This is a genomic window from Epibacterium sp. Ofav1-8, assembly GCF_022348185.1.
In the GTDB taxonomy this organism is placed as follows: domain Bacteria; phylum Pseudomonadota; class Alphaproteobacteria; order Rhodobacterales; family Rhodobacteraceae; genus Epibacterium.
In genome coordinates this window covers 1-24,428 of the sequence record NZ_JAKRFD010000018.1, presented here as the reverse complement: position 1 = coordinate 24,428, position 24,428 = coordinate 1, and the positions used below count along the sequence as shown (strand labels likewise).

The window sequence follows — 24,428 nt, the reverse complement described above, 5'->3', positions numbered from 1 at the left end:
CCTCAGAGAAATCCTCTTCCCTGCGGGCTGTACGGATTTCGGCCATGCGTTCGGCCTTGGGACACTTCTTCTGACCGCCCATTACTGCCGCCACTTTCCTTCTTGGATGACGAAGTGGACGAAGCGGGCTTCATGCATGATGCCGCTTTCATCGAGGAGCGGGGCAATCCAGAGCGTGCCAACAACTTCGGGAGAGCGGTAAGCGGCCGCGTTATAGGGAAAGCCCCCATCCGGCAGGCCAGTCACAGCGCCCTTACCTGTGAACAAAGGGTTCTGAGCGAGGCTTTTTACGGCAGTGTCTTCAGGGCGCTCCTGGATGGACGTGACACCAGCAGCACCAGTCCCATCCACCGCTGAAATCGTGGTGCAAGGAGATCCCGCTTGAGCCTCACACAGAAAGTCTTTGTCTGTATTTGAAGCGACACACCCTGTGACAATCGTTGCAAAAATCAAAGCAGCAATGGTTTTCATTGGCCCAGCTCCACACCTTCAAGGAACACAAGCTCGACCTTCGTCCCGCCGTAGAGGGAGACGATTGGCTGATACTGCTCGGCTCGTTTCACGTAATAATCGGCCAGCGTCGTAGCCGCGTTTTCTGCGCCACCGGCCAGCGTTCCAACACCAGCACCGCGCAGGATTTGATCGACAGAGGCATTCTCTTGCGAGATCGAGGCGTTACCAGCTGCACTGATACCCTTGCCAAGGCCGCCAAGAGCACCTGCGATCATTGCATTGGTGACGGCCGGCCCCTCACGGCTCACAACATGACCGCGCACCCCCTCTTTACCCGAGCCAGCCATGTAGCCGGAGACTTTGGTCTCCAAAATCTCACCGCGCCCATTCACACAGGTCATCGAGATAAGCCGCACCTTCACCCGCTCAGATGAAAGATCACCAGTCGCAGAGCCTTGAACAGTACAGCCTTTGAGGTTCACCCGTGCAGCACGGCGCGTGCCGAGAGCCGCTGTGACAGCAGGGCCAGTGATGCGAAACAGTACGGGAATGGGGTTGTCTCGATTGGAGACATTAGTGGCCGCATCTGCACCAGAGAGAACGACTGCAGGGGCATAGCTTCCCGAGGGAAGGTAGTTCCCCAGACGACGGATCTCCCGATCCTCCTGCTCTGGCTGTTCGACAGCTGCAAGGGTGAAGCTATGACCAAAGCTGCCAATTCCTCCGCCAGCTTCCTGCGTCTGTTCGGGCTGGGTGCGACGTGCCGGTGTTCGAGACAGAGGGCTGCGGCGCACAAAATCGCTTCCGGGACCGCTCTCAGCAGGTGGCGCAGTCAGAGGCAGTTGGTTGCCGGGGGCCTGGGCAGCAGCATTGAGAGTGTCCACCGCACCAGATGCGGGAGCAGCTGGTGCAGCGTTCGCACGTTCCGCTTCGAGCTGGGCGATCTTTTCCGCCTGCTGGATAAGCTGCTCGTCATACTCAAGACGAATGGCCTCAGCCTTTTTTTCTGAGTCACGACGAGCCTGATCAACAAGATCTCTTAGCTCCTCGGTCTCTTTCTTCAGGCGCTCCATTTCGATGCGGCCAGTGGTAATCCACGACATCTCAGGGGACGCAGAAGACGTGCGGTCAGAAATAATGGTTTCATCAATGGTCGGGGATGCGCGGTTGGGCAGACCAGCTGTGTTCGGGCCGCTATTCATGACGGTGCCGAGAGCGACGAAGCCGATGACCACAACACCACCGATGATGGAGAGTGCAACGATCTGGTTCTTCTTGCGGTTCGTCTCAGCCATTACTTCGACCTCACAACAACGACCCAGGAGCGCTCGCCCGCGGCAAGGCTCTTCTTCTGGACCCAAACCGAAAGAACGCCAGAGCGATAAAACTCTTGCTCACGAACCTGACGAGCAGACTTGCCAGCGGCGGCAACTCGCACCTCACCGACCAGCTCCCCGATCCGATGGGTGGAAATCAAAGCGCCGTTATTTCCCCCTTTAGGGAGCGGACTTCTGATCTTGCTGCGGATGGTGTCTCGGGTCGCAGAGGTCAGCTGCTCAACGAAGCCGTCGCCACCTCCAAAGGAGGTTTCCGCAAATCCGCCCCCTGCCCCGCCAGAGGCAGTTTGAGGTTCCGGTGAAGAGCCGCGTACAGTGATCAGCGCAGTCTGAGTGCTGGACCTGATGGGCAAGATTTCATAGGCGACGGTGTAGCCCTTTTCCGTGACCAGATAGCCGCCTTCTTTCGAGGGCATCTCATCTGATCCGGCATATTTCAGGAAGATGTCGCCGGTCTTTTCGTCGTTGCGCACCTGGTAGACTGAGGACTCATTGTCATTGACGATAGAAGAGATCCTATCCCCAACGACACTGACGCGGGTGATCCCTGTGACAGAGGCTTTGAACCGCACAAGACCGTCTTCCTTGACGGTAAAGCGCTGATCTGCAGCATACGACGGGCAAGCCGAGGCCAGCCCGGCTGCGAGCACCGCAGCCAGTTTCAGTTTCTTCAGCATTGTTTGGTTCACTCCTCCGCTGAAATCTTTCCAATCGCAGCAAGGCGTACTGACCCAGCTTGCGGTTTGAACCGGACGAGAATCCGGCGGTCTTCGCGGGTGACTTGAGTCGTTTCGAGGTAGGTCACGAGATCGCCTTCAACTACGACCTCGTACTCTGCAAAATTGTGTTCAATCTTCCGTGGAAAGAAGACTGTTGAGATCTTGCGCTCGGTAATGTCCTTGGCGATCCGGTCATAGTTGTCGAGGATCGACGCGCGTTCAGCGGGGCCGCTCAGGCGCTCCAGGACACTGCGCCCATAGGAGAGGTTCTTAGGGGAGCTGTTATACATCGAATAAACAGCATCCAGGGCCAGAGCTTCGACGTAGCCCTTATCAACCGCTCCCCGTGCGACCATGCCATCACTAACGACAGTAGGTACAAGAACCACTTGATTAGATTGGCTATACATCTTGGCGGACAGAAACAAAACGGACGCAACGAGCGCAGCCGAAACGCCACCAAGAACAAGAACAGCGCGGCGAGATTGGCGCAGAGATTTATCCATAGCCTGGAAGTTCATCATGCCCTCCAAGTGCAGACAGCACTGTCAGGGAACGAGCGGAACATACTGAGCTCCATCGGAACGATCCAGTAGATCAAGGCGAGAAGACCATGAAGGCCGCGCTCCCCCTTCACTCGTTTCCATAGGAAATACAGAATGATCCCAGCGATGATGCCACCAAAGACGTGATTGGTGACAAATCCCATCATGAACGGGAAAACCGCCGCCATCGCCTCATCAGCAGGAAAGAAGAAAAACTGCGGCGGATCCTGCAACCGCTGCTCTACTTTTACAACCTTGGTCATGCCTGCTCCTGTTGCAGAAGGTGGCTCCCGCGCAAAAGCACGGGAGCCGCTTGGCGCTTACAGAGTGGTGGCCTGCGATGCAGTTGCGTCGATGGACGTCTGCGCCAAGAGGTCGGTGCTGGCTGTCACGCCGCCGAGGCTGGTAAGTGTCGTGACACCGTAGCCAAGGAACACCGATACACCGAGTGCAACAGCGACATTGGTCCAGCGACCGCTCACAGCAAGGGTGACGGCCGCGATGGCAACCGAGATGATCAACACCAGATAGCCACCGGCGCCGGCAAGGATTGTGGAAAAATCCGTTGCAATCGCAAAGAAGCCAGCTTCCACGCCGGTGTCCGAGCCTGCCGCCATGGCGGAAGTGCTTGTGAGCGCAAGTGCGACAACTGCGGCTGCGCCCGCCTTCAGTTTATTTTTGACGTGCATGTCCCTCGTTCCTTTCGAATATTGATGCACAAAATTACCCTGCGGTCCCTAGCCGCAGGGTTTTCACCCCGAAGCGGGGAGAAACCGGATAAGAAATAGCGATGCGATTGAGCTCAGCTTCCGAAGTAAGTGAGCAAACTCAACGCAGATGCCCCGCTCGAATTGCGAGCTGGCATACAGTGAAAAATCGTGATGGACTGATTGATTAGGGCTCAGTCTTGAGTAGTCCGCGGACTGTTGCCCCAGAAAGCTCAGACGAGATGGTGAGATCGTCGTGGAATGTAAGAGACGTACCGTCGCCATGTTCAAGATGAAAGTTGAACAGGCCGGGCCATATGGCAAATTCTCTGGCTTTGACACCACTAGACGTGGCGCGCTCAGAGATAAGCACGCGCTCCTCTCCAGAAACGAGAATGATGCAGATATAAATCGGTTTCCCATGGGAGCCGAACTTCACCAAATCGTACCGACAGCGAAAATCAGTGCCACTCTCACGAAGTTGTCTAACTCCGCTCTCAGTGATCAAAGATTGATGTCTTTCTATCGGTATATGTCGGCCCACCATGGGACGACTTCATACAGTAATTACTATGCCCGCAAAGCGTGCTTGTGGTCGTTATACTACTTCTGACGATTTAGTAAAGTGTCGAAAGTAGTATAACGACTATCCCAAATTTTCAACGCAGTTCCGGATCGTGTGAACTGGGCGCAAGACAACAGATCCCTACGACGCGACTAGTACCAAGAAGCTTGTCTGTCAGAGAGGTGGTTGTCTCATCAGAAACGAGATAGTCGACAACGTTAACGTGTGGGTGATTATTCAGTTCATCGAATTTGCACATCTGTGCAGGTTCCTTCTCTAACGTAACTCAAACGCGCAAAATCATTGAGGCGAGTTTGTTCGTAGAGATCTGCCCTAGGTTGAGTTTCCAAATCTAGGGACAACTTGTCCGTCACCTAGGGTTTGGAACAGATTTCTTTCCCATGCGCGGGGGGAAGACCGTTCCATTCTGCAAAGGTAAGATGATTGAGACCATCGTTCCTTCCCCACCTGAGCGTGATGTAATCAAGATGGTTCCACCCATGGCTTCAACCATTGACTTTATACTGGTCAAGCCAAGGCCAGCGTGTCCCTCACCTGAAGTAGAAAAGAAAGGATCGAGGACCTTGGAGATGTTCTGAGGGGGTATGCCAACACCATTATCTGAAACCCTTATTTGTAGATCAGACTGAGCAGTAACTTCGGATTTGATCCATACGCAAGGCGGTAAAATAGGGCGAACGTGGTGCTTAGAATTATTCAACAACTCTGTTATTATTGTAGAAATAGCAAGTTTGGGGACAAGAAGCTCTGAAGCCTGATGCGAAATATCAAGATGATATGTAGTGGCTTGATCTTGGTTCTCTGGCGAGCTCACACAAAGCTCCAATGTATCCTGCAACGAACTCAGTGAATCGTTTATTGGGTGTCCTCGGGCGATGAGAGTCAGATTGACGTTAAGGCTACGCATTCTCTCGATGCCAATTTCGAACTGTTGAAAAGCATCCAGGTCTCGTTGGTTTCTTGGACTCACTCTGAGTGTGTCAAGGATGATCTGAAGACCACCAACTATAGATGAAATCGCATGACTGTATCCAGCCGCTAGAGATCCCAGCGCTTCTAATTTTGTTTGTCTTGCACGCTCTTCTTGAATAATTCCGCGCCTATAAATAGCGATGGAACTGATGGCCAACACGATTAATAAACAGAGGAAGAACAGTGAACGAAGCATCAAGTCTCGCTTGATGGGCGCTTGGAGCTTCAAGGGGCCAAAATAGACGTGCTGAAATGTACCGAGAGTGGCCGCAAGAGAAACCACCTCCTTCTCAATGCTCTCAGACTGAGTACGAAGTTCAGCTGTAATGCGTGGACTCTTAAGCACCTCCCTATGTAAAGCTTCGGTTCTAGCAAGGACACTGGTCAGCTGATCGATCGCCTCTTGAGCAATCTCGATCACATCGCCTTCCAAAGCCTGAGCATCGGTGAGATTCTGTTTAAAAAACTGATACCGCTGAGAAAAGCCAAGGTGCGAGGAAGATCTACCAGTCAAGTAACCTATCTGTACTTGTTGATTATACTCCAGCCACCAGCGGCGAGCAGAGGTAACACGCCACATAACTTCGCCATAAGAACGGCCGAGTTCTGCAATCTGCTCTTGTTGTTCATCGATCTGGTTGAGTTGGCGATACCAATCGTGACCAACCAACATCATGAGCGAAAAGGACGACGCGACGACACCATAAAGTGCAAGCCGAAGAAACCCCTGCATCAACAAATCAGTTTTTACTAACGGAAATCAAATACCACAGCCAATAGCCATCTTGAGCGGCACCAATCTCGTCTGGATATTGAGACCTCGGCCATACCATTCGAGCCGGACCTTTCTCTTCAAAGCCGATCCGTTGGCCATCAACACTGATAGCTATAATCGGTTGATACAGCTCCGCTTCATCTCTCGGCACTGTGACAGAATACTCATCTGCAGCAGTTAGCTTCAGCCCTGGTTGACCAGCAAGCCCTGACTTGTCAGCAACGTCGAGCAACGCAGGGCCAGTATACTCAATGATCCTATCTTGGGTCCATGTAGACACAGTGCGGATCGTTACTTGATCAAATTCGCTCTCTAGTTGATCGATGGTGTAACTTGTGTCACCCACTAAAACGGTGGATACGTTCTCCGACGCCCTTAAAGTATTCAATGGCATCAATGCTATAGCTAGAGCACTTAAGATCCTAAGCATGTTAGAAAAAACTCTCGAAATGGTGGAGCAGTGGAAGAATCGTACTATGCGATGTCCAGTGTGTTCAAGCCAGAGTAGTCCGGTATTGAGCCGGTCCTCGAACCACTCTTGCGGTGTAAGGTTTGGGAGTCCCATAGAAGATACTGATGGGGAATTGGTAGTATATGGTGAGTGTAGTTCATGTGGGCATGTATCCACGGACTATTTCGATGAATGGACACACGAGCGTTTCAGGGAAGAAATATATAACGATCAATACCATGTCCACGATCCAGCTTACCTTGAGCGAAGACCAATTGCGACTGCAGCTGCAGTAGAGAGGTTCTATGAAAGCTCAAAAAAAGTGCTCGACTATGGGTCGGGATCAGGTCTCCTGTCCAAGATCTTGTCGACATCTGGTATGGAATCGATCGCGTTTGATCCAATGACTACAAAACCATTGGTCTCAAGCGACAAATTCGACTTGCTTCTTTGCATTGAAGTGCTCGAACACGTCCCCAATCCGTGGGTGGCAGCGGAGACACTGCTTCAGCATGCGGGTAGAGGCGCTGATCTTGTGGTGACTACTCTACTCCTTCCAGAAGCGACTGAACACGAGAACTGGTGGATGGGGCCACGAAACGGGCATATACACGCCTTCTCGAAGGCGTCACTAAACCAACTGTTTCCGGGTATAAAGACCTTCAGCCCAGGAGTTCACTATTTAGGAAATCCATCAGAAGGATTCCTATCGGAAATTGAGTCTGCAGTACTATGTGAGCGTAACTGAGATTATCGACAAGGTTCGGATTTTAGATTGCGCTCACGCTTCTTCGCTCTTGTGACATATCGACGGATGCTATCGACATCTAGGTCTAAGGCTCTGGAAACAAGTTCTTCATCATATATTTTTTGATGAACAGCTAGTCCAATCCGCTCTTTCTCTGTTAGTCCACTAAAAAACCTCTCTGCCCTGAGCTCGGTATCTGGGCCGACTACCTGAGGGGATGAGGCCGTGTCGATATGATCACGTAGTTGCATAAGATCCAAGCTATCTTTCGAAAGGTATTTCGAAACTCCCATTTGCATCATGACCCTTGCCTCCGCCTCATTGTACGATCCGGTCAGCACGAGTATGCTGCAATCTCTCCTTAAATCAGAAATAATAGAAGAAATCATATCAATACGTTCTTCAAATGCGTGAGGACTCGAAACTGGGGAAACAGGAGGAACACCTGGGTCGAGCAGAGCGCAATCAAAATCTTGCATTGAGATCCTAGTATCTGCACTGAAAGTTGATTGGAGGCCGTCGTACCTGTTGAAGCTAAAAACCTCTGCCTCACCAAAAAGCGTTTGTACACTCATTGCGATGGCATGTCTCAGAATGCCCTCATCTTCCAGAAGTAGAACTTTCTTCATTTCACTACCTTAAGCGGGCATGCAGAATCTATTTCTATAGTCGACTAGATTTTCGGATCAATCAAAAAACAGAATCTGAAGCCTCAATTCAAGAATTGATAGGCGATCTGACCAGCTATCCTTAGATATTCATCAACGCTCTTAGTTTGATAACTTGTGAACACTACATGATTTGCTAACAGGTCATCAGGATTCAAACCTTGTTGCTCGCGTTTGGTTCTGGGGGAAACGATGGAACGCTATGATCTTCCCTCCATGCTCGCAATTCAGCGTTAACAAACGCATCCAGTTCATCGATTGTCACGCCCTCTTTCAGGGCCTCAACGATGGCAACAGCTCCATGGTGATACCCACGTCGAAAATGAGCCTCGTGCTCGCCATGAGGAGGCTCCGCATCGAAGGTCATAAGGAAATCAGTCATCTTGTTAGCCTTGTTTATTGAAGCTCGCACGTGTTTATCAACGGCCCCCTCCTCGTAACCGCTAGGAAGCGACGTTTTCAATGTCGTAGATGGTTTTCAACATGCTGGTCAGAAAAGACGTGGCACCGGCAACTTCCTGTTCAGTTATATTTGGGTTCATTGGGGTGCTGTGATCCCTGAAAACGTCCTCGTTTAAGGTTAGAGTTTTCCGCTAGATTTCTCTTGGCTGGGAGAGGAGCGGATGACGATGAAAGCATCCAAATTCACTGACGCGCAGAAGGCGTTCATCATCAAGCAAGGCGAAAAAGGAACTCCGGTTGCTGAGATTTGTCGGAAGGCTGGGATTAGCCAAGCGACGTACTTCAATTGGAAGAAGAAGTACGCCGGGATGTTGCCGACGGACATGAAGAAGTTGCGTGAACTGGAAGACGAGAACAGACGGCTGAAGAAGATCGTCGCAGATCTGGCTCTGGACAAAGAAATGCTTCAGGACGTCATCAAGCGAAAGCTCTGAGGCCTGCTCGCAAGAGAACGCTGGTCGACGAGATCAGGGCTGATTGGAGGGTATCGATCCGGAAGGCTTGTGAGCTTATCCGGTTCGATCCTCGGACGTATCGGTACAAATTTCGTCGACGCGACCAGGCCGCGTTGGAACCGCGGATCAAGGAGATTTGTGAGACACGCGTGCGGTTTGGTTATCGGCGCATCCATGTGCTTCTGCGTCGGGAGGGTTGGGAGATCAATGCAAAGAAAACCTATCGTGTTTACAAAGAATTGGGCATGCAGCTGCGCAACAAGACACCCAAACGGCGTGTAAAGGCGAAGCTTCGGGAAGATCGCGAAGAGGCCGTGTACCCAAATGATGTTTGGGCGATGGACTTTGTGCATGACCAACTGGCAACGGGTCGGAAGATACGCATACTCACGGTCGTCGACACCTTCTCTCGCTACGTGCCTGTGCTGGACGCCCGGTTTAGCTACAAGGGCGAAGACGTCGTGATGACTTTGGACCGCATCTGCCGCAAGATCGGCTATCCCAAGACAATCAGGGTCGATAATGGCAGCGAATTTGTCTCTCGTGACATGGATCTTTGGGCCTACCAACGGGGGGTCACGCTGGACTTCTCAAGGCCGGGAAAGCCGACCGACAATGCCTACATTGAGGCGTTCAACAGCAAACTCCGATCTGAATGCCTGAACGCGCATTGGTTCATGGGTCTTGAAGATACCGCCGAAAAGTTGGAGGCTTGGCGTAGAGACTACAACGAAGAAAGACCGCACAGCGCCATTGGGAACAAGGTTCCAGCAGCGCTCATGAAATTGCCAGACGCATCCAGCCCGTCTGTGTGATCAAAGGTCGGAAAATCTAGCCCCGAGTGGGGACACTTCCGGTAGCACAGCAATACAATAGGACGTCGCTTAATATCTTGACGACCTATGTAAACGCCATAAGCAACCTCATTCTCTATGGCTAATCAACAATCGATCGAGCCTTACCTTGAGAGTTGATAGAGGAATTGCGACACAGCATCTACAGCGGTCCGAGCGATTGGAAGGTTCGGATCACCATAAGTTGTAAGATTTTCCTGCGGATCTTCGGATGCAACGATCTTGAGCACATGGTTGACCTCTGGAAGCAAGGCCAGCTTTGAGCGCGGGTTGGCCTCAGCCAGCATCACAGCGTCTACATCTCTGACCTGAAGGTCGCGAGTGCCTTGAACGACGAGCATGGGAACGTCGATTTGTGCCGCCAGCTCAACCGGATCGTGAGAGAAAGCGTCAATCAGGTAGCCTTGAACCTGTGCCGCGAAAAGTGTCCGCAACTCAGGACGTAAACTAAGTGGATCGATCTGCTGACCGCGTTTCAGCGCCGCCAGTGCCACACCCGCCTCGTCAAGAAACGGCGCATTGGCAGGATTGGCGTGCAGTTGCTCGCGAATAACGGCGTCGAGTGGTCTGCCAGGGCTTGCAATCAAAACCAACCCGCATGGGTTTGTCATATTCGCCATGGCAGACAAGGCGACCAGCCCGCCTTCACTGTGCCCGACCGGGATCACACAGCGCGTGCCGCCTGTCACCGGCAACCGACCCTGAATGGCCTTCGCCCAAGAGACAAGGTCCTCCTCATAGGCCGCAATCGTGACGTCATTTGGGTCCGGGATCGCACTTGCAGAACCAAACATGCCGCGCTTATCGATCCGCAGCGACGGGTAGCCCTGTGCGGCCAGCGCCTCTGCAAGCAATCGGTAAGGCGCTGCCGAAACCCCGAGAGGCGAGTTACCGTGCCGATCGGTCGGCCCCGACCCTGGCACGAACAGGAGCACGGGAACGTCCTCGTCCAGCATGTGAGCCTCGGCCGGCATGGTCAAGGTGCCTGCAAGTGAGCCAGCCGGACCGGCCGCGATCAACTCCTCATGAACCAGCTGCATCTCTTCCACAACTCCCCTTGGACCGGTTTCACCACTCACAATCAAACTTGTAGCGGATATAGATAGAACCAAGAGCAATAAGCCACGCTTGTTGGACAAAATGCTCCGCACCGCTCAAGATCCTTGATCTGTGTCATTCGCTAATGGGTTCAGCCCCCTGCCCTAAGGATGCCGATGAAAGATTGCGCAAACATGGCAGCATCGGAAAATTTGTGAACGCATTTGCAATCAATGACTTCCCTGCAGTTTCATCGTCTCCTGGGTGCGCAATTTGGCGACCGCCCGCGCGGATCATGATGCGCATCCCCTGCTTAGTATGGTTCCAAAGTATGTTGCACTCGAGGAATGGAGAGGCGATTTGCGACGTTGCAATCTCGGGCCGTGGGAGCGTTGCCGCCCTCAGGAAGAGCCGAGTTCGACACGGAAGATGGTACCGCCACCCGCGGCATCGCAGATCGTCACTTCTCCGCGATGCCGCACGACCACTTCCTTCACCAGATTCAAACCGAGCCCGCTTCCGGTGGCGCGCGGTTGCAGACGGTGGAAGGGCTCGAACACCCGGTCGCGCTCTTGGATGGGAATCCCCGGCCCATCGTCTTCCACCTCTAAGACGGCCCCTACTACCCGTACGATGATATGCGTTCCCCCGTGCTCGACCGCATTCTGTACTAGGTTCATGAGCACACGTTCCAACGCAGCCTCGTCCCCGGTGCAGGCCTCGCTGCTTAAAACATCGACCTCGATCGAACTGCCGCCCGCAATGACCAACGGTGCCATATCTCCGGCCACCCGCCGCGCGATCGCCGCGAGGTCAAGCACCGCGTCGTTCCGGTTGTTATCCAGACGCTGTAGATCGAGAAGCTGTTCAGTCATAGTCGCGAGCCTCTGCACATCCGGCGCAAGCGCACGAATGGCCTCGATTTCGGAGGCATAGACCTTGCTCGACAGAACGGCGATGGGCGTGCGCAGCTCGTGGGAGGCTGATGCGATGAAACGACCTTGGCGTTCGTGCCCCTCGTCAAGACGGCGTAGCGCCTCGTTCACGGCGCGCACAAGCGGGGCGATCTCGATCGGAACGTGGGTCTCGCTGAGGCGTCGCCCCCGGCGCTCCGCGTCGATGCTCTCGGCTTCCCGTGCGATACGGTCCACACCGGCGAGCGACCGTTTCACGATCCAAGGGGTGAATAGGACCGACATCAAGGTCAGCATCAAAAAGATCGGCAGGATGATCGTATTGGTGGCAAAAATAAGCAGGAAGTTGAGTTCCGAGAGTGCCCCATGGCCAAGAATGGTTACAGCCCCAATCGCGGTCGTCTCTCTGCGGATCACAGCCGCCAGATTATAGGGTTCAGCACGATCCCGCAGCTGCCCGTAGGAGATATCGCTCAGCCGCCCAATCAGGGATTCGAAGTGATCGGGTACAGGTCCGAATGTCACGCTCTGTCCGTCGTCGTCCTCTGCCACAAACCACAGATCGGGCGAGGTCTCGCGCAGCTCGTTCAATTCCGGGGTCATCGAAACGATGAGCTGACCCGCCTCATCACGCGAGGTGGCGCCGGCGAAAATCTCGATGATCTGTTCGTCGGAGTAAGGACCACCCGCATCGATCCGGATCGCAACAGCGATTAGGATGGCAAATGCGACTAGAAGTGTAATAAATTGAACGACCAGCGGATAGACGATCAGGGGCCGTTTCAGCGACGGACGAGCTTTCACATAGCCTCTCGAAGAAGATAGCCAACCCCGCGGATCGCATGAATTTCGATCCGCGCCTGCACGGAGTTCAGCCGACGGCGCAGCCTGGAAATGTGCGAGTCCAATGTATTCGACTGAATTTCATCGTCGAAACCAAAAACCGCATTCTCCAACGCTTCGCGCGGCACGGTTCGGCCACGGCGTTTGATCAACGCCGCCAGAACCCGAAGTTCCCTTCGTGGGATATCAATCCTCAAACCGTCCACCGTAACCTCTTCGTGCAAAAGGTCGAAGACCAGAGAACCGGCACGGATCTCCTCGCTGAGCAATTCGATGGGCCTTCGCCGAACCGCCCGGATGCGCGCAAGCATCTCGTCGATCGAGAAAGGCTTGGTCAGGTAGTCGTCAGCCCCGCCGTCAAGGCCCGCGATCCGGTCATCTATCCTGTTGCGGGCGCTGAGAACAATAACATGGATACCGGCATTGCTAGACCGAAGCAGCGGGATCAGCGAAAGGCCATCGCCGTCGGGCAAAGTCCTGTCCAGCAGCACGAGGTCGTACGGGACAAGACGTACGGCTTCACGGGCAGCTTCAAGCCTGTCCGCATGATCGGTGATGAACCTCTCGCGCTGCAGGACATCGCGAAGAGATTCCGCAAGTCCCTGCTCGTCTTCTACCAACAGGATTTTCAAGTCTAATCCTTCGATTTTCCGGGGCCTAGGGGGGCATTAGTTATGTAGGACAAGTCGACACTGGATTTGTCCAGCGCCCTTTGTTGTGACAAGCAACATGCTGCTTAACTCCCACCGTCCGTCTGTTCTTCCTCGAGGATGCGGTCGAGTACGTCGGAAATGCATTCCATTTGGATTTTTCATAGAACTGGCATTTCACAAGCCATGGAAACATCGACTTTAACGCTTCTCTCCGGCAAAGGGGGATGTCAGTTCAAAAAAAGCCTCTTCAGGATCAGCTCACATTTTTGAACTCCGTATGCCTCACGCATCGTCGGAGACCCCAGGAACAGAGTCTGCGTATCCGGACTCCGGTGTGAGCGCAGGGCCGGATTTTCGCGTTGTCCACCAGACAATCGCGGTGATGACCGCGAGTCCAGCGCTCGGCACCAGGTTGGCCGGCGTCCCCGCGATTTCGCTGCGGCTGCTCAGGTCGCCTCCCACGTCGAGGTGGAGCGTGTTGGCAAGGCTAAGCGCGCTGACGTTGTACACGCCATGCAGCACAACGGCGACCTCGAGGCCGCCCGTCCTCCAGGTTATGATGGCCATCGCGCCAAACAGCACGAGATAGGAGCCGAGAATGTAAGGGTCTAGGCTGCCATGAAGAAGCGAGAACAAGACAGTGGTGACGGTGATCCCGAGGATCGCACCCGGCAGAGATCCGCGCGTCCAGCCGCCGAGAACGCGAAACATCAGGCCTCGAAACCCGTATTCCTCTCCGGCCGCCGCTAGCGGGATCATGGTCATGGAGATGACGAAATACGCAACAAGATCGGCGGTGTTCCAGGGGATCGTGTCATCGGGCGTGAAGAGAAATCCGACCGACATGACGATGAGGAGGAAGGGGCCGAAGGCAAGCAAAGAGCGGCCGAACACCCCAAAGCGAAAATGCCCAGCGACCGAATGCAGGGATCCGGCGGGCTGACCGTAGAGCGATCGTTGCAGCAGCATGCTGTAGGGGATGAGCAGCGCCAGGGAGAAAGCTCCGGCGGCCTGTGTCAGCGGGGAGAGGCCGGTCCGCCCAAGGAACCCGGTGTCGATCATCGAGGCGGCGGCCTGGCACAGTTGCGCAAAGACGATGAGCCCCGCCACAAGGAGGACAATCGCCGCGATGCCGCGGAGAATTTGCCGTTTCTCGCCCGCATAGACGCGGTGATATTCCACCTCTGCCGGAACCCCTTGCATGGGGACAATCCTGTCGGATCTCAGCAGCCAGCAATCAATAGTGCCGCGCATTTTCTTCCTTTCGTTTCTGCCGCCGACGCAAGACGCGCATATCGCGGCATGTGCTGTCGTCGCTCGTTTTGGATGATGTCGATGATGTCGCATCGAAGGAACGAACAGATTGATGCGCCCCCATTGTTCCGCCCTCTGCGCGGATGAAAATCCGGGGGGGATGCGCGAGCCAAGACCGTTCGGCGAGGATCCGGGCCGGGCATTCTGGCACCCGACCTTTTTCGCAGAGGCGGGTCCAGCAGTCGCGGAACGTTCCATGCGCGTGGAAACAGGGCGGAGGGATCGACAACTACCCGAAGCCGCGGCTTGGCACCAACATCAACCCGGTGAACACCCCGGTAGACCGCGGAGGTTGGCGCGCAGGAAACGGAACACTGCCGTTGCGATTTCGTCGTCCTCTTCCGTGCCGCCAAATCCGCCATGTGGCATGGCCTCGAAGACATGCAATTCCGTGAGAACCGAGGCTCTGCACAGCTTCCTATGCAGGCGAACCGCATTCGACAAAAAGAGGTCTCGGGTGCCGCTCTGGATGAATGTCGGCGGAAATTCTTTTGTGAATTCACCAAAAAGCGGCGACAGATAGGGATGCGCCAGATCCGCGCCATTCGCGTAAAGCAGGTTTGCCGACATCAAAGGGTTTGGCAGGTTCACGTCCAACGTCCTGTTCGCAGAGAAGCTGTCTCCCGACTCCGTCAGGTCGACTTCCGGTGAGAGCAGGATGACAGAGGCCGGCAGCACCAACCCTTCGTCCTGCGCGCGAAACACGGTTGCAAGCGCCAGATTGCCACCGGCAGACCGACCACCAAGGATGATGCGATCGGCACCATGGTTCTCTGCCGCATAGCGATAGACACTCAGGCAATCGTCGAGAGCGGCTGGAAAAGGGTGATCAGGCGGCATGCGATAGTCGACCCCGTAACATCGGATCCCGTGGAAATCGGCCATGGCGCGGGCGCTGTCTCGACATGCTTCCCCGCCGCCAAACACAAAAGCGCCTCCGTGAAGGTCGATGTAGACAAAATCGCTGGCTTCGCCCTTAGCTGGCGTTGCGATATGCACGGTCGCGGATCCGATCCGAGCAACGACGGCCTGCGCGGAGGCCTCCGCCCTGATGGACCTCAACCTGGGTGCGTAATGCGCGTCAGCCGATTGCTTGAGACTGCGCCATGCATCATGGTCCTGCGGACTTGGCATCTCGTATAGGGCATTATGCGGAACGCCGTCCTCGCGCACGGCCCCGTGCAGGATCAATTGCGCGGCAGGGCTGATCGATCCTGGCACCGGAACGACACGCTCGTCGAGCCTGACGCCGGTCATTACTGCGGATTGCTGTGTGTCGTCCATGGTGGCCTCAGTCCTCGCGTTTGTTGTGGTTTCCATGTTCTTTCGGTGACATCCGACCGACCAATTCAGCCGATCGGTCTTTTCTGTGGTCTCCCCCACCGAAACCCCTGGTGGGGGGCTCTCTCAGTCCCGCTCGGCCGGCGTGAGCCCGGTCCAGTAAGCGGCAAAGGCCCACATATCGGAGAACTCGTCGATGACCATATGGGTCGGTTTTCCGGCCCCGTGACCCGCGCGGGTTTCCACCCGCAACAGATGCGGCCGGTCGCCGATGTCTGCGGCCTGAAGCGCGGCCGTGTATTTGAAGGAATGGGCCGGAACGACCCTGTTGTCCGTATCCGCCGTGGTGACCAGAATTGCCGGGTAGCGCGCATCGGCATCGATCGTGTGAAGGGGCGAATAGGAACGCAGAGTGTGAAAGTCGTCCTCCACGGCGGGGCTGCCGAATTCCTCGACCCAGGTGGCGCCGCTCGTGAAGCGATCGAACCGCAGCATGTCGAGAACCCCGACCCCCGGCAGGGCGGCCGCAAAGAGGTCCGGCCGTTGATTAACGACTGCGCCGACCAGCAGACCACCGTTAGACTCTCCGTGGATCGCCAATCCATCCGCAGGCGTGATGCCCTGATCGATCAGATATTCACCGGCGGCGATGAAGTCGTCGAACACGTTCTGCTTGTTGTCGCGTCGACCGGCATGGTGCCAGGCCTGCCCGTATTCGCCCCCGCCACGAATGTTTGCCAGCGCATAGACGCCGCCCATCTCGACCCAGGCCATCGCAGCCGGCGAGAAATGCGGGATCATGCTGATCCCGAACCCGCCATAGGCATTGAGCATCGTCGGGGCCGGACCATCGATGTCCTCGCGCCGGACAACAAAGAGCGGCACCCGCGTGCCATCCTTCGAAGTATAGAACTGCGGCTCAACGACGACGGTGTCGAGGTCGATCGCGATCTTGGGCTCGGCCCAGACCGTCGTGCGTTTGGCATCCACGTCCAGACGCAGCACGGTCAGCGGCGCATCATAGCTGGTAAAGGCAAAGAAGGCCTCGTTTCCGCCGGGTTTGCCGCGGACGATGCCGGTACTCCCGGGGCCCGGGAGCGGCACGGTCCCGTCCAGCGTTCCGTCCAGCCGGTAAAGTTCGACCTGCGATTGCACATCCACGGTATAGGAAAGGAGGATCCTGTCGCCGAGTACGGCGGAGCCGCCGGCGCGCAACACGGCATCCGGCCGCTCCGGGATCAGTTCGGAGAAGGCGGGCTGCGCCTCTGCAAGATCGATTTTGACGACCCGGCCCCGCGGCGCATCCTTCTGCGTCGAGAAGAGCAGTTCGGTGCCGCTGTTGCCCAACAAGACCCACATGTCGTCATGGCTTTCCACAAGTGTCCGTGGCGCGGGGTCGGCGAAGGCGAGATCCGTCACCGTCACCGCCACGCCTCCGGTCAGAGCGGAGGTATAGACAAGCAGATAGCGGCCATCCGGCGTGACATCGACCGTGTGTAGCAGCGCGCGCCCCGGTGTCGGCGCGTGAACCAGCCGATCGTCCGACTGCGGGGTTCCGATCCGATGGAAATAGACCGCATGGCCTTCGATGCTGGCATTGAAATCCGTGCCCGCCTCGGGCTCGGGGAAGCGGGAGTAATAAAAACCGGATCCATCCGGATGCCAGGCGATAGCGGTGAAACGCGCCCATTCGACCCGGTCGGCCAGGATCTCCCCTGTAGCGCTGTTGATCACCTGGATCGTCCGCCAATCCGATCCGCCGTCCTGGATCGCAAAGGCGACAAAGGCGCCATCCGCGGAGGCGGCCCATTCCGCGAGGGCCACGGTGCCGTCGCCGGACCAGCTATTGGGGTCGATCAAGACACGATCGGCGCCATCATTCCCCTCGCGCAGCATAAGCTGCGCCTGATTATCGAGACCACCGCTGCGAGTAAAAAAGTATAGGCCGCCACGCTCGATCGGCGGGGTCAGTGTTTCGTGGTCAAACATGGCCGTCAGCTGGCGATGAAAGACATCTCGGCCCGGGAGACCCGCCAGGTAGGGCTCGGAAACTGCGTTTTGCTTTTCGATCCATTGCGCCACTTCGGGATCCTTGCGGGGGTCGTTTTCGAGCCAGCGGAAGGGATCTGCAACAGTGACGCCGAATTGGACCTCTGCGGTGTCGGTCTGGCGTGTGTCTGGATAGGTCATCGGCAAAGCCTCCTCTGCCAGGGCCGCGGGGATAGATAGGAGCAGCGCCGTGACGGCGACGCTAAGACGACTCATATGCATCGACAAACGCCCCTCGTGCTCGGCCACCTCTGTGGGCAAAGGACTGGTGGATCTTTGCCCGGCGGGAAGTGTTCCTATTGATGTCATGGTGTTGCTTTCTTTCTCCTGGGTGGCCAGCAGGTTAGCGCTGGCTCCACATGGTCACGGCCGCCTTCCGGCGGCATCCCAGATGAGGCGTGTCGTAGAAGCGCTGACAGCTCGGCATGCTACATCTGGAACGCCCCTTTCAGTGATGTAGAGGACGCCTCTAGGACCGTCGCAGCGGCGCTGGGTGGTATGTTGACCGTTACTTTTCGTGGAACGATCCTGTGCGCGTTTTGTTCAGATTTAAGTCATGGCCCTCGGCAACGCGACGCGCTGCGAAAGTCAGCGTAGGCGTTCTCGCCCTCAGACAGGCATGATCCAGCCCTTTGCGACGCAGGATCGCCCCTGCAGCGCAGTCGAATTGGCTGGATCACGCCGAGGAACCTGACGGTGTCAGCACTCTTTCCGCTGCGGGTCGCGGTTGCAGCGTTGCTCACGTGCCCGATCGGACATGATCTGGGCATTGAGCGCGGTTTCGCTAGTAAGGTTCTGCAATTGCGCCCTTTCCAAAGCAGAGCCATCGTCCTGCATACATCCAGCCATCAGGGCTGTGATTGCTGCTAAGACGAAGAGGCGCGCCGTCCTTCGACGAGCGTGTGACAAGGAGTTAACTTGCATCCCTTTTTCCTTTCGGACTTCTGTGTGCCTGTTTTCGGCGTCGGTCCGCATCGCAGCGAACCTCCGTCGCGGTGCAAGTTGCCTGCGAAGATTGCGTGAACATGGAGCCGTGAAAAAAACTCTGGACCAACCCATCAGACCCCACCCTTCGGGCTTTAAGCGATCCCGGATTGGTGACCGGTTATTTCGAACCTTTGAACGGGACCCTCTTGGAACGGCAGGTGGGGGGCTAACTCCTACAAATGAACCACCGAGGTCGTGAACATTTCGGTGCGGCGAGGGCTATCAACGTCCTCGCCATTAACATAGCAATTTCCGGGGATACGAGCCCTACGACCCAGCGCCTTACTCAACGTCTCCAGCGTCGTACATGATCGATTAATGCGCGAAGTTTCGGTGCCATGTTCTGGCGCTGTGAAAAGTAGAGATAGAACCCTGCGAAGGGCGGCAGATAGTCCTCCAGCAGCGGAATCAACGTGCCATCAGCGAAATGTACCTGCATGCAGTCCCACGGCGCGAAAGTGATCCCGCCATCTGCCAGTGCTGTCCGCAACATCAATCGGAGGTCGTTGGTTGTGATTTGTGGATTCACCATAACGTCGAAAGGTTCGCCGTCTGTTTCAAACTCCCACCGCCAAGGCGCCGTATTGGGCGCCGGCCGCCAACCGATGCACCGATGGCTCAGAAGGTCTCGAGGATGATCCGGCACGCCATGTCGCGCCAGGTAGGTTGGCGAGGCTGCCGCGACTTCGCGTTGCGGGCCTCCAACAGGAACTGCGATCATGTCCTGCTCGATGACTTCGCCCAACCGCACCCCCGCATCATAACCACGTTCCACGATATCGAATTCTTCGTCCGTCACGGTCACATCTACCGTGATCTGAGGGTAGGCCTCGGCAAAACGCGCAAGAAGTGGCCCAGATAAAAAGTCCTCGGCAATTGATGTTACGGCGAGCCTCAGCCTGCCACGCGGCGCGTCTTCGCGGGCTTCAATTGCGCTCTGTACAGCTTCCAACGGACCGCGAAGACTCTCGACCAGCCGCTCCCCAGCTTCTGTCAGACGGACTGAACGAGTTGTGCGCATGACAAGTTGAATACCCAAAGCGTCCTCAAGACGACGGACACCCTGACTTACTGCGGAACGCGTGACGCCGAGCCGTTCGGCGGCCGCTCGAAAGTTGCTCTCCTCTGCAACAGCGAGCAAGAGGGTCAGCAGATTCAGATCCATGGCACACTCACTTTGTAAAGCAACGCTAACCAGCCCCAACAGGAATAAAGCAATACCGTGGACGACGAAACAAGTCCATCATGACTCTCGAAAGTGTAAAAAAGGCAAAGCCATGATCCACAACGGTCTAGCTGCTATCATGACAAAAGGTGTAGGCAAATATTCCCAAAGGAAGTTCGCTGAAGTTGCAATTCAGGCACTGGAAGATATCGACTTCAACTTCTTAAAGGCATCGCTTCAGACAGCGCGTGCCACGCAAGAAAGAACTTTCTTGTTGGCGAGCAAGGCCAACCTTGTATCCCTCGCGTTTCTTCGCTCCAAGCATCGACGAAAAAAGCGAAGGTTGATCGTGAAACCTCGGTAGAACTTTTTCGAATTCAGCGCCGTTCCGCAGCTCATTGAGCTGGAACCTGAAAATCACGCTAAGAAAAGCAATCAGAACAAATCTTTGAATATTGCGCCCAGCCTACTTCACTGCAGTCCGCCCAAGAAAGAAATTAAAGGCCTAACACTATAAAAACTTCTTGAAGCTAGTCATTTTAGAATTTCCCCGCTCGCCACCTGAACTACAACAAAAGACAACTTCTCACTACTATGCATGTGCCGTTATGTGGCTAAATTAACATCAAGAAGCAGAAACAAACCACGGCCACCAAGGCTATATCTCTTGTCAAGTCACCCAATCTCAATACGCGAAATATGATTCCCAATGCCCAAAGGGCTCCAATGGCGAAGACTGAAACACATGAAAAACACCGCGAAAAATAATTCAGAAAATCACTGGGACGTCATAGCAAAAGAGGAGTCTGCAAACGACCGCTTTGAGATTAAAGTGCGCATTTATACGCTTTTGGTCGTTGCGGTGTGGCTTGTTTTCTCCATTCCACACCTGCGAGTTCTTTACTACCTAACCTTCATCGCAGCATTTATTTCATTCGGCTTCATTCCAATTATTTGGGGAGCTGACAGGAAGCGGAAAGTCCTATCCTACATTTCGCTCCATTTCTTAGATGCCGCCCTCTTGACGTACCTCCTAATTTTCCCAAACCCGCTTCTAGAATCTTCACATCCAGTGCAGCTCAATTTGCGATTCCACAACTTCCTCTACTTCTTCATCCTACTTGGTGCAGCCGCATTTAGCTTTTCCCCGATGAGGATGCTTTGGGCTGGTTTTTCCTGTGCCATAATGTGGAGTGCGGGCGTAGCTTGGATCTTCTCCCGAGATGACACTGTTCTTTCGACCGACAAGAACCTCCCAGGTCTCGATGAGTTCTTGAGTCCCTACTATCTCAGTGTCCTTCAATGGATGAACGAAGTCGCATTGATGTTGATTGTCACGGTAATGCTCTCGTTTGCAGTCGTACGTTCCAGACGATTGTTGATTGGAAAAGTTGAGGCCACACAAGCAAAGCGAAACTTAGCACGACATTTCCCTTCAGAGATAGTCGAGCACCTTGCGAACAGCCCTTCAGCATTCGACGAACCACAACAAAAATGCGCTACCATCCTAGTTGTTGACATTTTCTCATTTACAGAAATAACAGAGCAAGCCTCACCCCAGGAAATTTTTTCATTCGTTCGCACATTCCATGGGCTGATGAATGAAGTGATATTCCGCCACGGCGGAACAGTGGACAAGTATCTCGGAGACGGCGTTCTCGCTATTTTTGGCGCGCCAGTTTCCGGCAGCCGCGATGCCGGAAACGCAATTCGGTGCGCCCGTGAGATGATCGAAGCGGTGGAAGACTGGAACACATCTAGAAAAATTTTGGAGAATGTTGCGGTGAGAATTGGAATAGGAGTTCATGAAGGAATTGTGATGATTGGAAACATCGGCAACGAGCAAAGACTGGAGTTTGCAATAATCGGCGACACGGTAAATGTCGCCACTCGGCTCGAAAGGCTCACACGAGAGCTAGGCGTTGAGGTTGTTGTTAGCGAAGCAGCTATTCTTGCGGCTAGAAACGAAGACCCTAAGATAGACGATGTCTTGTTGGCTTTTTCTGAACTTCAAACCTGCAAAGTACGAGGTCGAAAAGGAGATATCAGGATCCGATGCCTTGGCTTACCTTCTTCAAATGATCCCTCACAAAAGATCGCAAGCCTCTAGCGAATAAAGAAAAACAAACCAAACCAAGAACATTCTTAAATGGGACATTTAGAAGCTTGAGGCATTCTAAATTTTGATTCAGCATGAAATCGGATCTCAGAAACACAAGGATTCATCGTCGCTTTAACCTGCATCAGTTCGGTGGCAAAAAATGCTCAATATCGCGAAGGTTGTTGAAAATCCTAGTTTCTGGCCGCACGAGTTTGCGATTCAGCGCATTGCTCGTGCTGAATAATGCAGCTATTTCAGTAATCAGATGTCTCAACCCCTTATCTGATGACTGCCTGCTGTGCCAAGCGAGGTGTAACGGAAACCCTGTGACCGGAATGGGAGGCTCCCGCATCAGAAGGGCATTATTGGGATAGCAATTTAGGCTTTGCTTTGGGATAAGAGACAACAGAAAGGTGCGCTCGAGAAGGTCTGGCACAAGTTGAAACGAGGGCACTACCAAGCCGACCCTACGCTGGCGACCCAATGCAGACAACTGGGTATCAAGAGGCGTACGCATTTCACCTCGGCCGGAAACCACTATATGCGGCCAAGCAAGCCAAGCGTCTATGTCGAACTTTTCGGCTGCAGGATGATCGATACGCATCGCAACCACGTAGGTTTCTTCTAACAGTACGAGGCGATCGATATCTTTATCATTTTGGTCAAAGACGGAGATCGCCATATCTGTGTCGCCATTGCGCAGCGCAGCTGCGGCCGCGTCAGCCCCATGCCAAGGCTGGAACACGACTGTAATATGCGGCGCGGTCTTCCCAAGAGTCTCTAAAAGCGGCCCAGCGAGTGTTGCTGTCGGAAGGTCCGCAGCGGTTATACGAATGACCCTACGTAACTCAGACAGAGGAACCTCATCAGGTTCGATAAGGTCCTGCACTCCAGCAAGAAGCGACTTCAATGGACCACGCAATGCATCTGCACGTGGCGTGCGATGCATTGCCCCACGCCCTCGATCCAATAGTTCATCGTCCAAAAGATGCCGACAGCGTTGCAAAGCAGCAGAAACCGCCGGCTGGGACAAGTTTAGTCTCTTCGCCGCGCGACTGACATGCGCTTCGTCCAGCAGTACATCCAGGATCACGAGAAGATTGAGGTCGACAGCTCTTAAATTCATGACATCGATAATAGCAAAGAACGTAAATCGATTGGAGTAATTTCTTGTGGGCTCCTAACAACGAAGCAATTCCGCAGAAGCATAGGAGACCACGATGCCCGGAACTCTGATTCTTGTCTTTCATCGAGACCTTGCCGCATCGAGGGCCAACTCAGCGCTCGCCGAAGCGGCCCGAACTTTGCAGGATGTCGAAGTAATCGACATGCAGGCACGATATCCCGAAGCCCGCATCGAACTCTTTGGTGAAGCGGCGCGGGACGCGCAGATGCTGCTTAAAGCCGAGCGGATAGTTCTGCAGTTCCCAATTCAGTGGTATTCCACACCCTCGCTGCTGAAGGAGTGGCAAGATGCAGTCTTGACCCGCATGTATTACATTGAACGCGAGGCCGAGGGTGATCGTTTGGTTGGAACTCCCATTATGGTCGCAGCGACTGCCGGAAACTTCCCCGCAGCCTACACGCGCGGAGGACAAAACCACTTCACGGTTGACGAAATCCTTACTCCGCTAAGAGCCACTGCACATCGCTGCGGCCTGCCTTGGCACAAACCTTATCTGGTCTTCGAGGCCGACCGGCTCTCAGACCAGGCTCTTTCAACTGCGGCTAAAGAGTATTGTCGCGCACTGTCAGACTTCATCACCGTCACTTCAACTCAATCCCGCAATTCGGAGACCATTTGAGCCATGGATGCCCTGAAACACGACACACTCAAGGACCTTGAGCAAGGGACTCCAGCTCTCTTTCTGTGGTCAGCGCGTACCCTTCCGGCACTACTTGGCGCACAGTTTCTGCTCGCTGGGCTAGCCCTCTTCGGCGGCATGTCCTGGGAATTTCACGGCCTTGTTGGTGGGATTGTCGGATTGCCCGTATTTGCGCTTGTCGGCAGCGCGTTTGCTGTTGCGCGACTGCGCGGCTTCTGTTGGTGGGCAGGTCTTACGCTTATCCTATACATTACACAGGTCGTGCTAGCTATCGACAACACTAGCGCACTTGCCATCCATCCTTTCAATGGCGCTCTTCTATTAACTTTGGCGTTAGTCATTCTCGCTAAGGTGGAACGTCGAAATGCTCTTCACTGATGAGGTCGTAAGAACGCCTCTGAACCGCCCCTTGTTTGCCGGAGACCCAGAAGTAAGGATACTGGGTCATGGGAAAGACGAAGAACGGAAGACGTTATCGAGAAGAACTGCGCGCGAGAGCGGTGCGGCTGGTTTTGGATCACGAGA

23 protein-coding genes are annotated in these 24,428 nt (G+C 54.7%); 5 read left to right on the top strand and 18 right to left on the bottom strand.

Annotated features, from left to right (window positions below):
• Positions 1–81: 81 nt before the first annotated feature.
• The 8 genes from MHM97_RS21275 to MHM97_RS21240 all read right to left on the bottom strand — a co-directional run bounded on the left by MHM97_RS21275 (position 82) and on the right by MHM97_RS21240 (position 6,488).
• On the bottom strand, positions 82–471 hold the full coding sequence (locus tag MHM97_RS21275) for a TraV family lipoprotein (RefSeq protein ID WP_239325395.1): 390 nt from the start codon (positions 469–471) through the stop codon (positions 82–84).
• The gene (locus tag MHM97_RS21270) at positions 468–1,748 is read right to left on the bottom strand and encodes a TrbI/VirB10 family protein (protein WP_239325385.1); all 1,281 of its coding nucleotides are present in this window, start codon (positions 1,746–1,748) and stop codon (positions 468–470) included. Before MHM97_RS21270 ends, MHM97_RS21275 begins: the two co-directional genes overlap by 4 nt.
• Positions 1,748–2,467: a TraK domain-containing protein gene (locus MHM97_RS21265; RefSeq protein WP_239325383.1), complete on the bottom strand. Its 720-nt coding sequence runs from the start codon at positions 2,465–2,467 to the stop codon at positions 1,748–1,750. The genes MHM97_RS21270 and MHM97_RS21265 overlap by 1 nt, the downstream gene beginning before the upstream one ends.
• A gap of 8 nt (positions 2,468–2,475) precedes the next feature.
• Entirely contained in the window at positions 2,476–3,033 is a 558-nt protein-coding gene (locus MHM97_RS21260; protein ID WP_239325381.1) for a type IV conjugative transfer system protein TraE, read from the bottom strand.
• Complete coding sequence (traL, locus tag MHM97_RS21255; RefSeq protein WP_239325379.1) at positions 3,030–3,317, bottom strand: type IV conjugative transfer system protein TraL; 288 nt, start codon at positions 3,315–3,317, stop codon at positions 3,030–3,032. The genes MHM97_RS21260 and traL overlap by 4 nt, the downstream gene beginning before the upstream one ends.
• Before the next feature lie 57 nt (positions 3,318–3,374).
• Entirely contained in the window at positions 3,375–3,743 is a 369-nt protein-coding gene (locus MHM97_RS21250) for a hypothetical protein (protein WP_239325377.1), read from the bottom strand.
• Positions 3,744–4,696: 953 nt separating this feature from the next.
• Complete coding sequence (locus tag MHM97_RS21245) at positions 4,697–6,052, bottom strand: sensor histidine kinase (protein WP_239325375.1); 1,356 nt, start codon at positions 6,050–6,052, stop codon at positions 4,697–4,699.
• A gap of 7 nt (positions 6,053–6,059) precedes the next feature.
• Entirely contained in the window at positions 6,060–6,488 is a 429-nt protein-coding gene (locus MHM97_RS21240) for a hypothetical protein (protein WP_239325374.1), read from the bottom strand.
• A 34-nt stretch (positions 6,489–6,522) separates the two neighbouring features.
• On the opposite strand from MHM97_RS21240, the gene MHM97_RS22925 reads away from it, so the two are divergent.
• On the top strand, positions 6,523–7,293 hold the full coding sequence (locus MHM97_RS22925) for a class I SAM-dependent methyltransferase (protein ID WP_370645782.1): 771 nt from the start codon (positions 6,523–6,525) through the stop codon (positions 7,291–7,293).
• Positions 7,294–7,295: 2 nt separating this feature from the next.
• Here the strand turns inward: MHM97_RS22925 and MHM97_RS21235 are convergent, their stop codons facing one another.
• Complete coding sequence (locus MHM97_RS21235) at positions 7,296–7,922, bottom strand: hypothetical protein (protein WP_239325373.1); 627 nt, start codon at positions 7,920–7,922, stop codon at positions 7,296–7,298.
• A 193-nt stretch (positions 7,923–8,115) separates the two neighbouring features.
• Positions 8,116–8,343: a hypothetical protein gene (locus MHM97_RS21230; RefSeq protein WP_239325372.1), complete on the bottom strand. Its 228-nt coding sequence runs from the start codon at positions 8,341–8,343 to the stop codon at positions 8,116–8,118.
• Positions 8,344–8,590: 247 nt separating this feature from the next.
• Between MHM97_RS21230 and MHM97_RS21225 the strand changes: the two genes are divergently transcribed.
• Positions 8,591–9,693 (top strand): IS3 family transposase gene (locus MHM97_RS21225; protein WP_239325371.1). Its coding sequence is split into 2 segments (ribosomal slippage): positions 8,591–8,852 and positions 8,852–9,693, totalling 1,104 coding nucleotides; the frame shifts between segments, so codons are not numbered across the junction.
• 143 nt (positions 9,694–9,836) lie between these two features.
• On the opposite strand, the gene MHM97_RS21220 is transcribed toward MHM97_RS21225, so the two are convergent.
• From MHM97_RS21220 to MHM97_RS21190, 7 genes are all read right to left on the bottom strand, one after another.
• Complete coding sequence (locus tag MHM97_RS21220) at positions 9,837–10,772, bottom strand: alpha/beta hydrolase (RefSeq protein ID WP_239325370.1); 936 nt, start codon at positions 10,770–10,772, stop codon at positions 9,837–9,839.
• A gap of 399 nt (positions 10,773–11,171) precedes the next feature.
• Positions 11,172–12,488, bottom strand: coding sequence for a sensor histidine kinase (locus MHM97_RS21215; protein WP_239325369.1), 1,317 nt, complete (start codon positions 12,486–12,488; stop codon positions 11,172–11,174).
• The gene (locus MHM97_RS21210) at positions 12,485–13,159 is read right to left on the bottom strand and encodes a response regulator transcription factor (RefSeq protein ID WP_239325368.1); all 675 of its coding nucleotides are present in this window, start codon (positions 13,157–13,159) and stop codon (positions 12,485–12,487) included. The genes MHM97_RS21215 and MHM97_RS21210 overlap by 4 nt, the downstream gene beginning before the upstream one ends.
• 303 nt (positions 13,160–13,462) lie before the next feature.
• Complete coding sequence (locus MHM97_RS21205) at positions 13,463–14,383, bottom strand: CPBP family intramembrane glutamic endopeptidase (RefSeq protein WP_239325367.1); 921 nt, start codon at positions 14,381–14,383, stop codon at positions 13,463–13,465.
• A gap of 369 nt (positions 14,384–14,752) precedes the next feature.
• Positions 14,753–15,778 carry an alpha/beta hydrolase gene (locus MHM97_RS21200; RefSeq protein ID WP_239325366.1) on the bottom strand — a complete coding sequence of 342 codons (1,026 nt, stop codon included), beginning with the start codon at positions 15,776–15,778 and terminating at the stop codon, positions 14,753–14,755.
• 123 nt (positions 15,779–15,901) lie between these two features.
• A complete protein-coding gene (locus MHM97_RS21195) occupies positions 15,902–17,965 on the bottom strand; it encodes a prolyl oligopeptidase family serine peptidase (RefSeq protein ID WP_239325365.1) in 2,064 nt (687 codons plus the stop codon).
• Between the two features lie 1,132 nt (positions 17,966–19,097).
• Entirely contained in the window at positions 19,098–19,976 is an 879-nt protein-coding gene (locus MHM97_RS21190; RefSeq protein WP_239325363.1) for a LysR family transcriptional regulator, read from the bottom strand.
• 745 nt (positions 19,977–20,721) lie between these two features.
• On the opposite strand from MHM97_RS21190, the gene MHM97_RS21185 reads away from it, so the two are divergent.
• Complete coding sequence (locus tag MHM97_RS21185) at positions 20,722–22,086, top strand: adenylate/guanylate cyclase domain-containing protein (RefSeq protein ID WP_239325361.1); 1,365 nt, start codon at positions 20,722–20,724, stop codon at positions 22,084–22,086.
• Between the two features lie 133 nt (positions 22,087–22,219).
• Here MHM97_RS21185 and MHM97_RS21180 read toward each other — a convergent pair whose 3' ends face one another.
• The gene (locus MHM97_RS21180; RefSeq protein WP_239325359.1) at positions 22,220–23,203 is read right to left on the bottom strand and encodes a LysR family transcriptional regulator; all 984 of its coding nucleotides are present in this window, start codon (positions 23,201–23,203) and stop codon (positions 22,220–22,222) included.
• A 94-nt stretch (positions 23,204–23,297) separates the two neighbouring features.
• Between MHM97_RS21180 and MHM97_RS21175 the strand changes: the two genes are divergently transcribed.
• Positions 23,298–23,882, top strand: a complete 585-nt coding sequence (locus MHM97_RS21175) for an NAD(P)H-dependent oxidoreductase (RefSeq protein WP_239325357.1) — start codon at positions 23,298–23,300, stop codon at positions 23,880–23,882.
• Between the two features lie 3 nt (positions 23,883–23,885).
• Positions 23,886–24,281, top strand: a complete 396-nt coding sequence (locus MHM97_RS21170; protein ID WP_239325355.1) for a DUF6220 domain-containing protein — start codon at positions 23,886–23,888, stop codon at positions 24,279–24,281.
• Positions 24,282–24,428 lie beyond the last annotated feature (147 nt).

Bases quoted from the DNA above. Each gene is read 5' to 3' on its own strand.
- MHM97_RS21235 (WP_239325373.1), bottom strand. From the start codon at position 7,922: ATGAAGAAAGTTCTACTTCTGGAAGATGAGGGCATTCTGAGACATGCC.
- MHM97_RS21265 (WP_239325383.1), bottom strand. From the start codon at position 2,467: ATGCTGAAGAAACTGAAACTGGCTGCGGTGCTCGCAGCCGGGCTGGCC.
- MHM97_RS21270 (WP_239325385.1), bottom strand. From the start codon at position 1,748: ATGGCTGAGACGAACCGCAAGAAGAACCAGATCGTTGCACTCTCCATC.
- MHM97_RS21260 (WP_239325381.1), bottom strand. From the start codon at position 3,033: ATGATGAACTTCCAGGCTATGGATAAATCTCTGCGCCAATCTCGCCGC.
- MHM97_RS22925 (WP_370645782.1), top strand. From the start codon at position 6,523: ATGTTAGAAAAAACTCTCGAAATGGTGGAGCAGTGGAAGAATCGTACT.
- MHM97_RS21250 (WP_239325377.1), bottom strand. From the start codon at position 3,743: ATGCACGTCAAAAATAAACTGAAGGCGGGCGCAGCCGCAGTTGTCGCA.
- MHM97_RS21175 (WP_239325357.1), top strand. From the start codon at position 23,298: ATGCCCGGAACTCTGATTCTTGTCTTTCATCGAGACCTTGCCGCATCG.
- MHM97_RS21200 (WP_239325366.1), bottom strand. From the start codon at position 15,778: ATGGACGACACACAGCAATCCGCAGTAATGACCGGCGTCAGGCTCGAC.
- MHM97_RS21245 (WP_239325375.1), bottom strand. From the start codon at position 6,052: ATGCAGGGGTTTCTTCGGCTTGCACTTTATGGTGTCGTCGCGTCGTCC.
- MHM97_RS21185 (WP_239325361.1), top strand. From the start codon at position 20,722: ATGAAAAACACCGCGAAAAATAATTCAGAAAATCACTGGGACGTCATA.
- MHM97_RS21195 (WP_239325365.1), bottom strand. From the start codon at position 17,965: ATGACCTATCCAGACACACGCCAGACCGACACCGCAGAGGTCCAATTC.
- MHM97_RS21220 (WP_239325370.1), bottom strand. From the start codon at position 10,772: ATGCAGCTGGTTCATGAGGAGTTGATCGCGGCCGGTCCGGCTGGCTCA.
- MHM97_RS21275 (WP_239325395.1), bottom strand. From the start codon at position 471: ATGAAAACCATTGCTGCTTTGATTTTTGCAACGATTGTCACAGGGTGT.
- MHM97_RS21170 (WP_239325355.1), top strand. From the start codon at position 23,886: ATGGATGCCCTGAAACACGACACACTCAAGGACCTTGAGCAAGGGACT.
- MHM97_RS21180 (WP_239325359.1), bottom strand. From the start codon at position 23,203: ATGAATTTAAGAGCTGTCGACCTCAATCTTCTCGTGATCCTGGATGTA.
- traL (WP_239325379.1), bottom strand. From the start codon at position 3,317: ATGACCAAGGTTGTAAAAGTAGAGCAGCGGTTGCAGGATCCGCCGCAG.
- MHM97_RS21230 (WP_239325372.1), bottom strand. From the start codon at position 8,343: ATGACTGATTTCCTTATGACCTTCGATGCGGAGCCTCCTCATGGCGAG.
- MHM97_RS21240 (WP_239325374.1), bottom strand. From the start codon at position 6,488: ATGCCATTGAATACTTTAAGGGCGTCGGAGAACGTATCCACCGTTTTA.
- MHM97_RS21190 (WP_239325363.1), bottom strand. From the start codon at position 19,976: ATGGATCTGAATCTGCTGACCCTCTTGCTCGCTGTTGCAGAGGAGAGC.
- MHM97_RS21205 (WP_239325367.1), bottom strand. From the start codon at position 14,383: ATGCAAGGGGTTCCGGCAGAGGTGGAATATCACCGCGTCTATGCGGGC.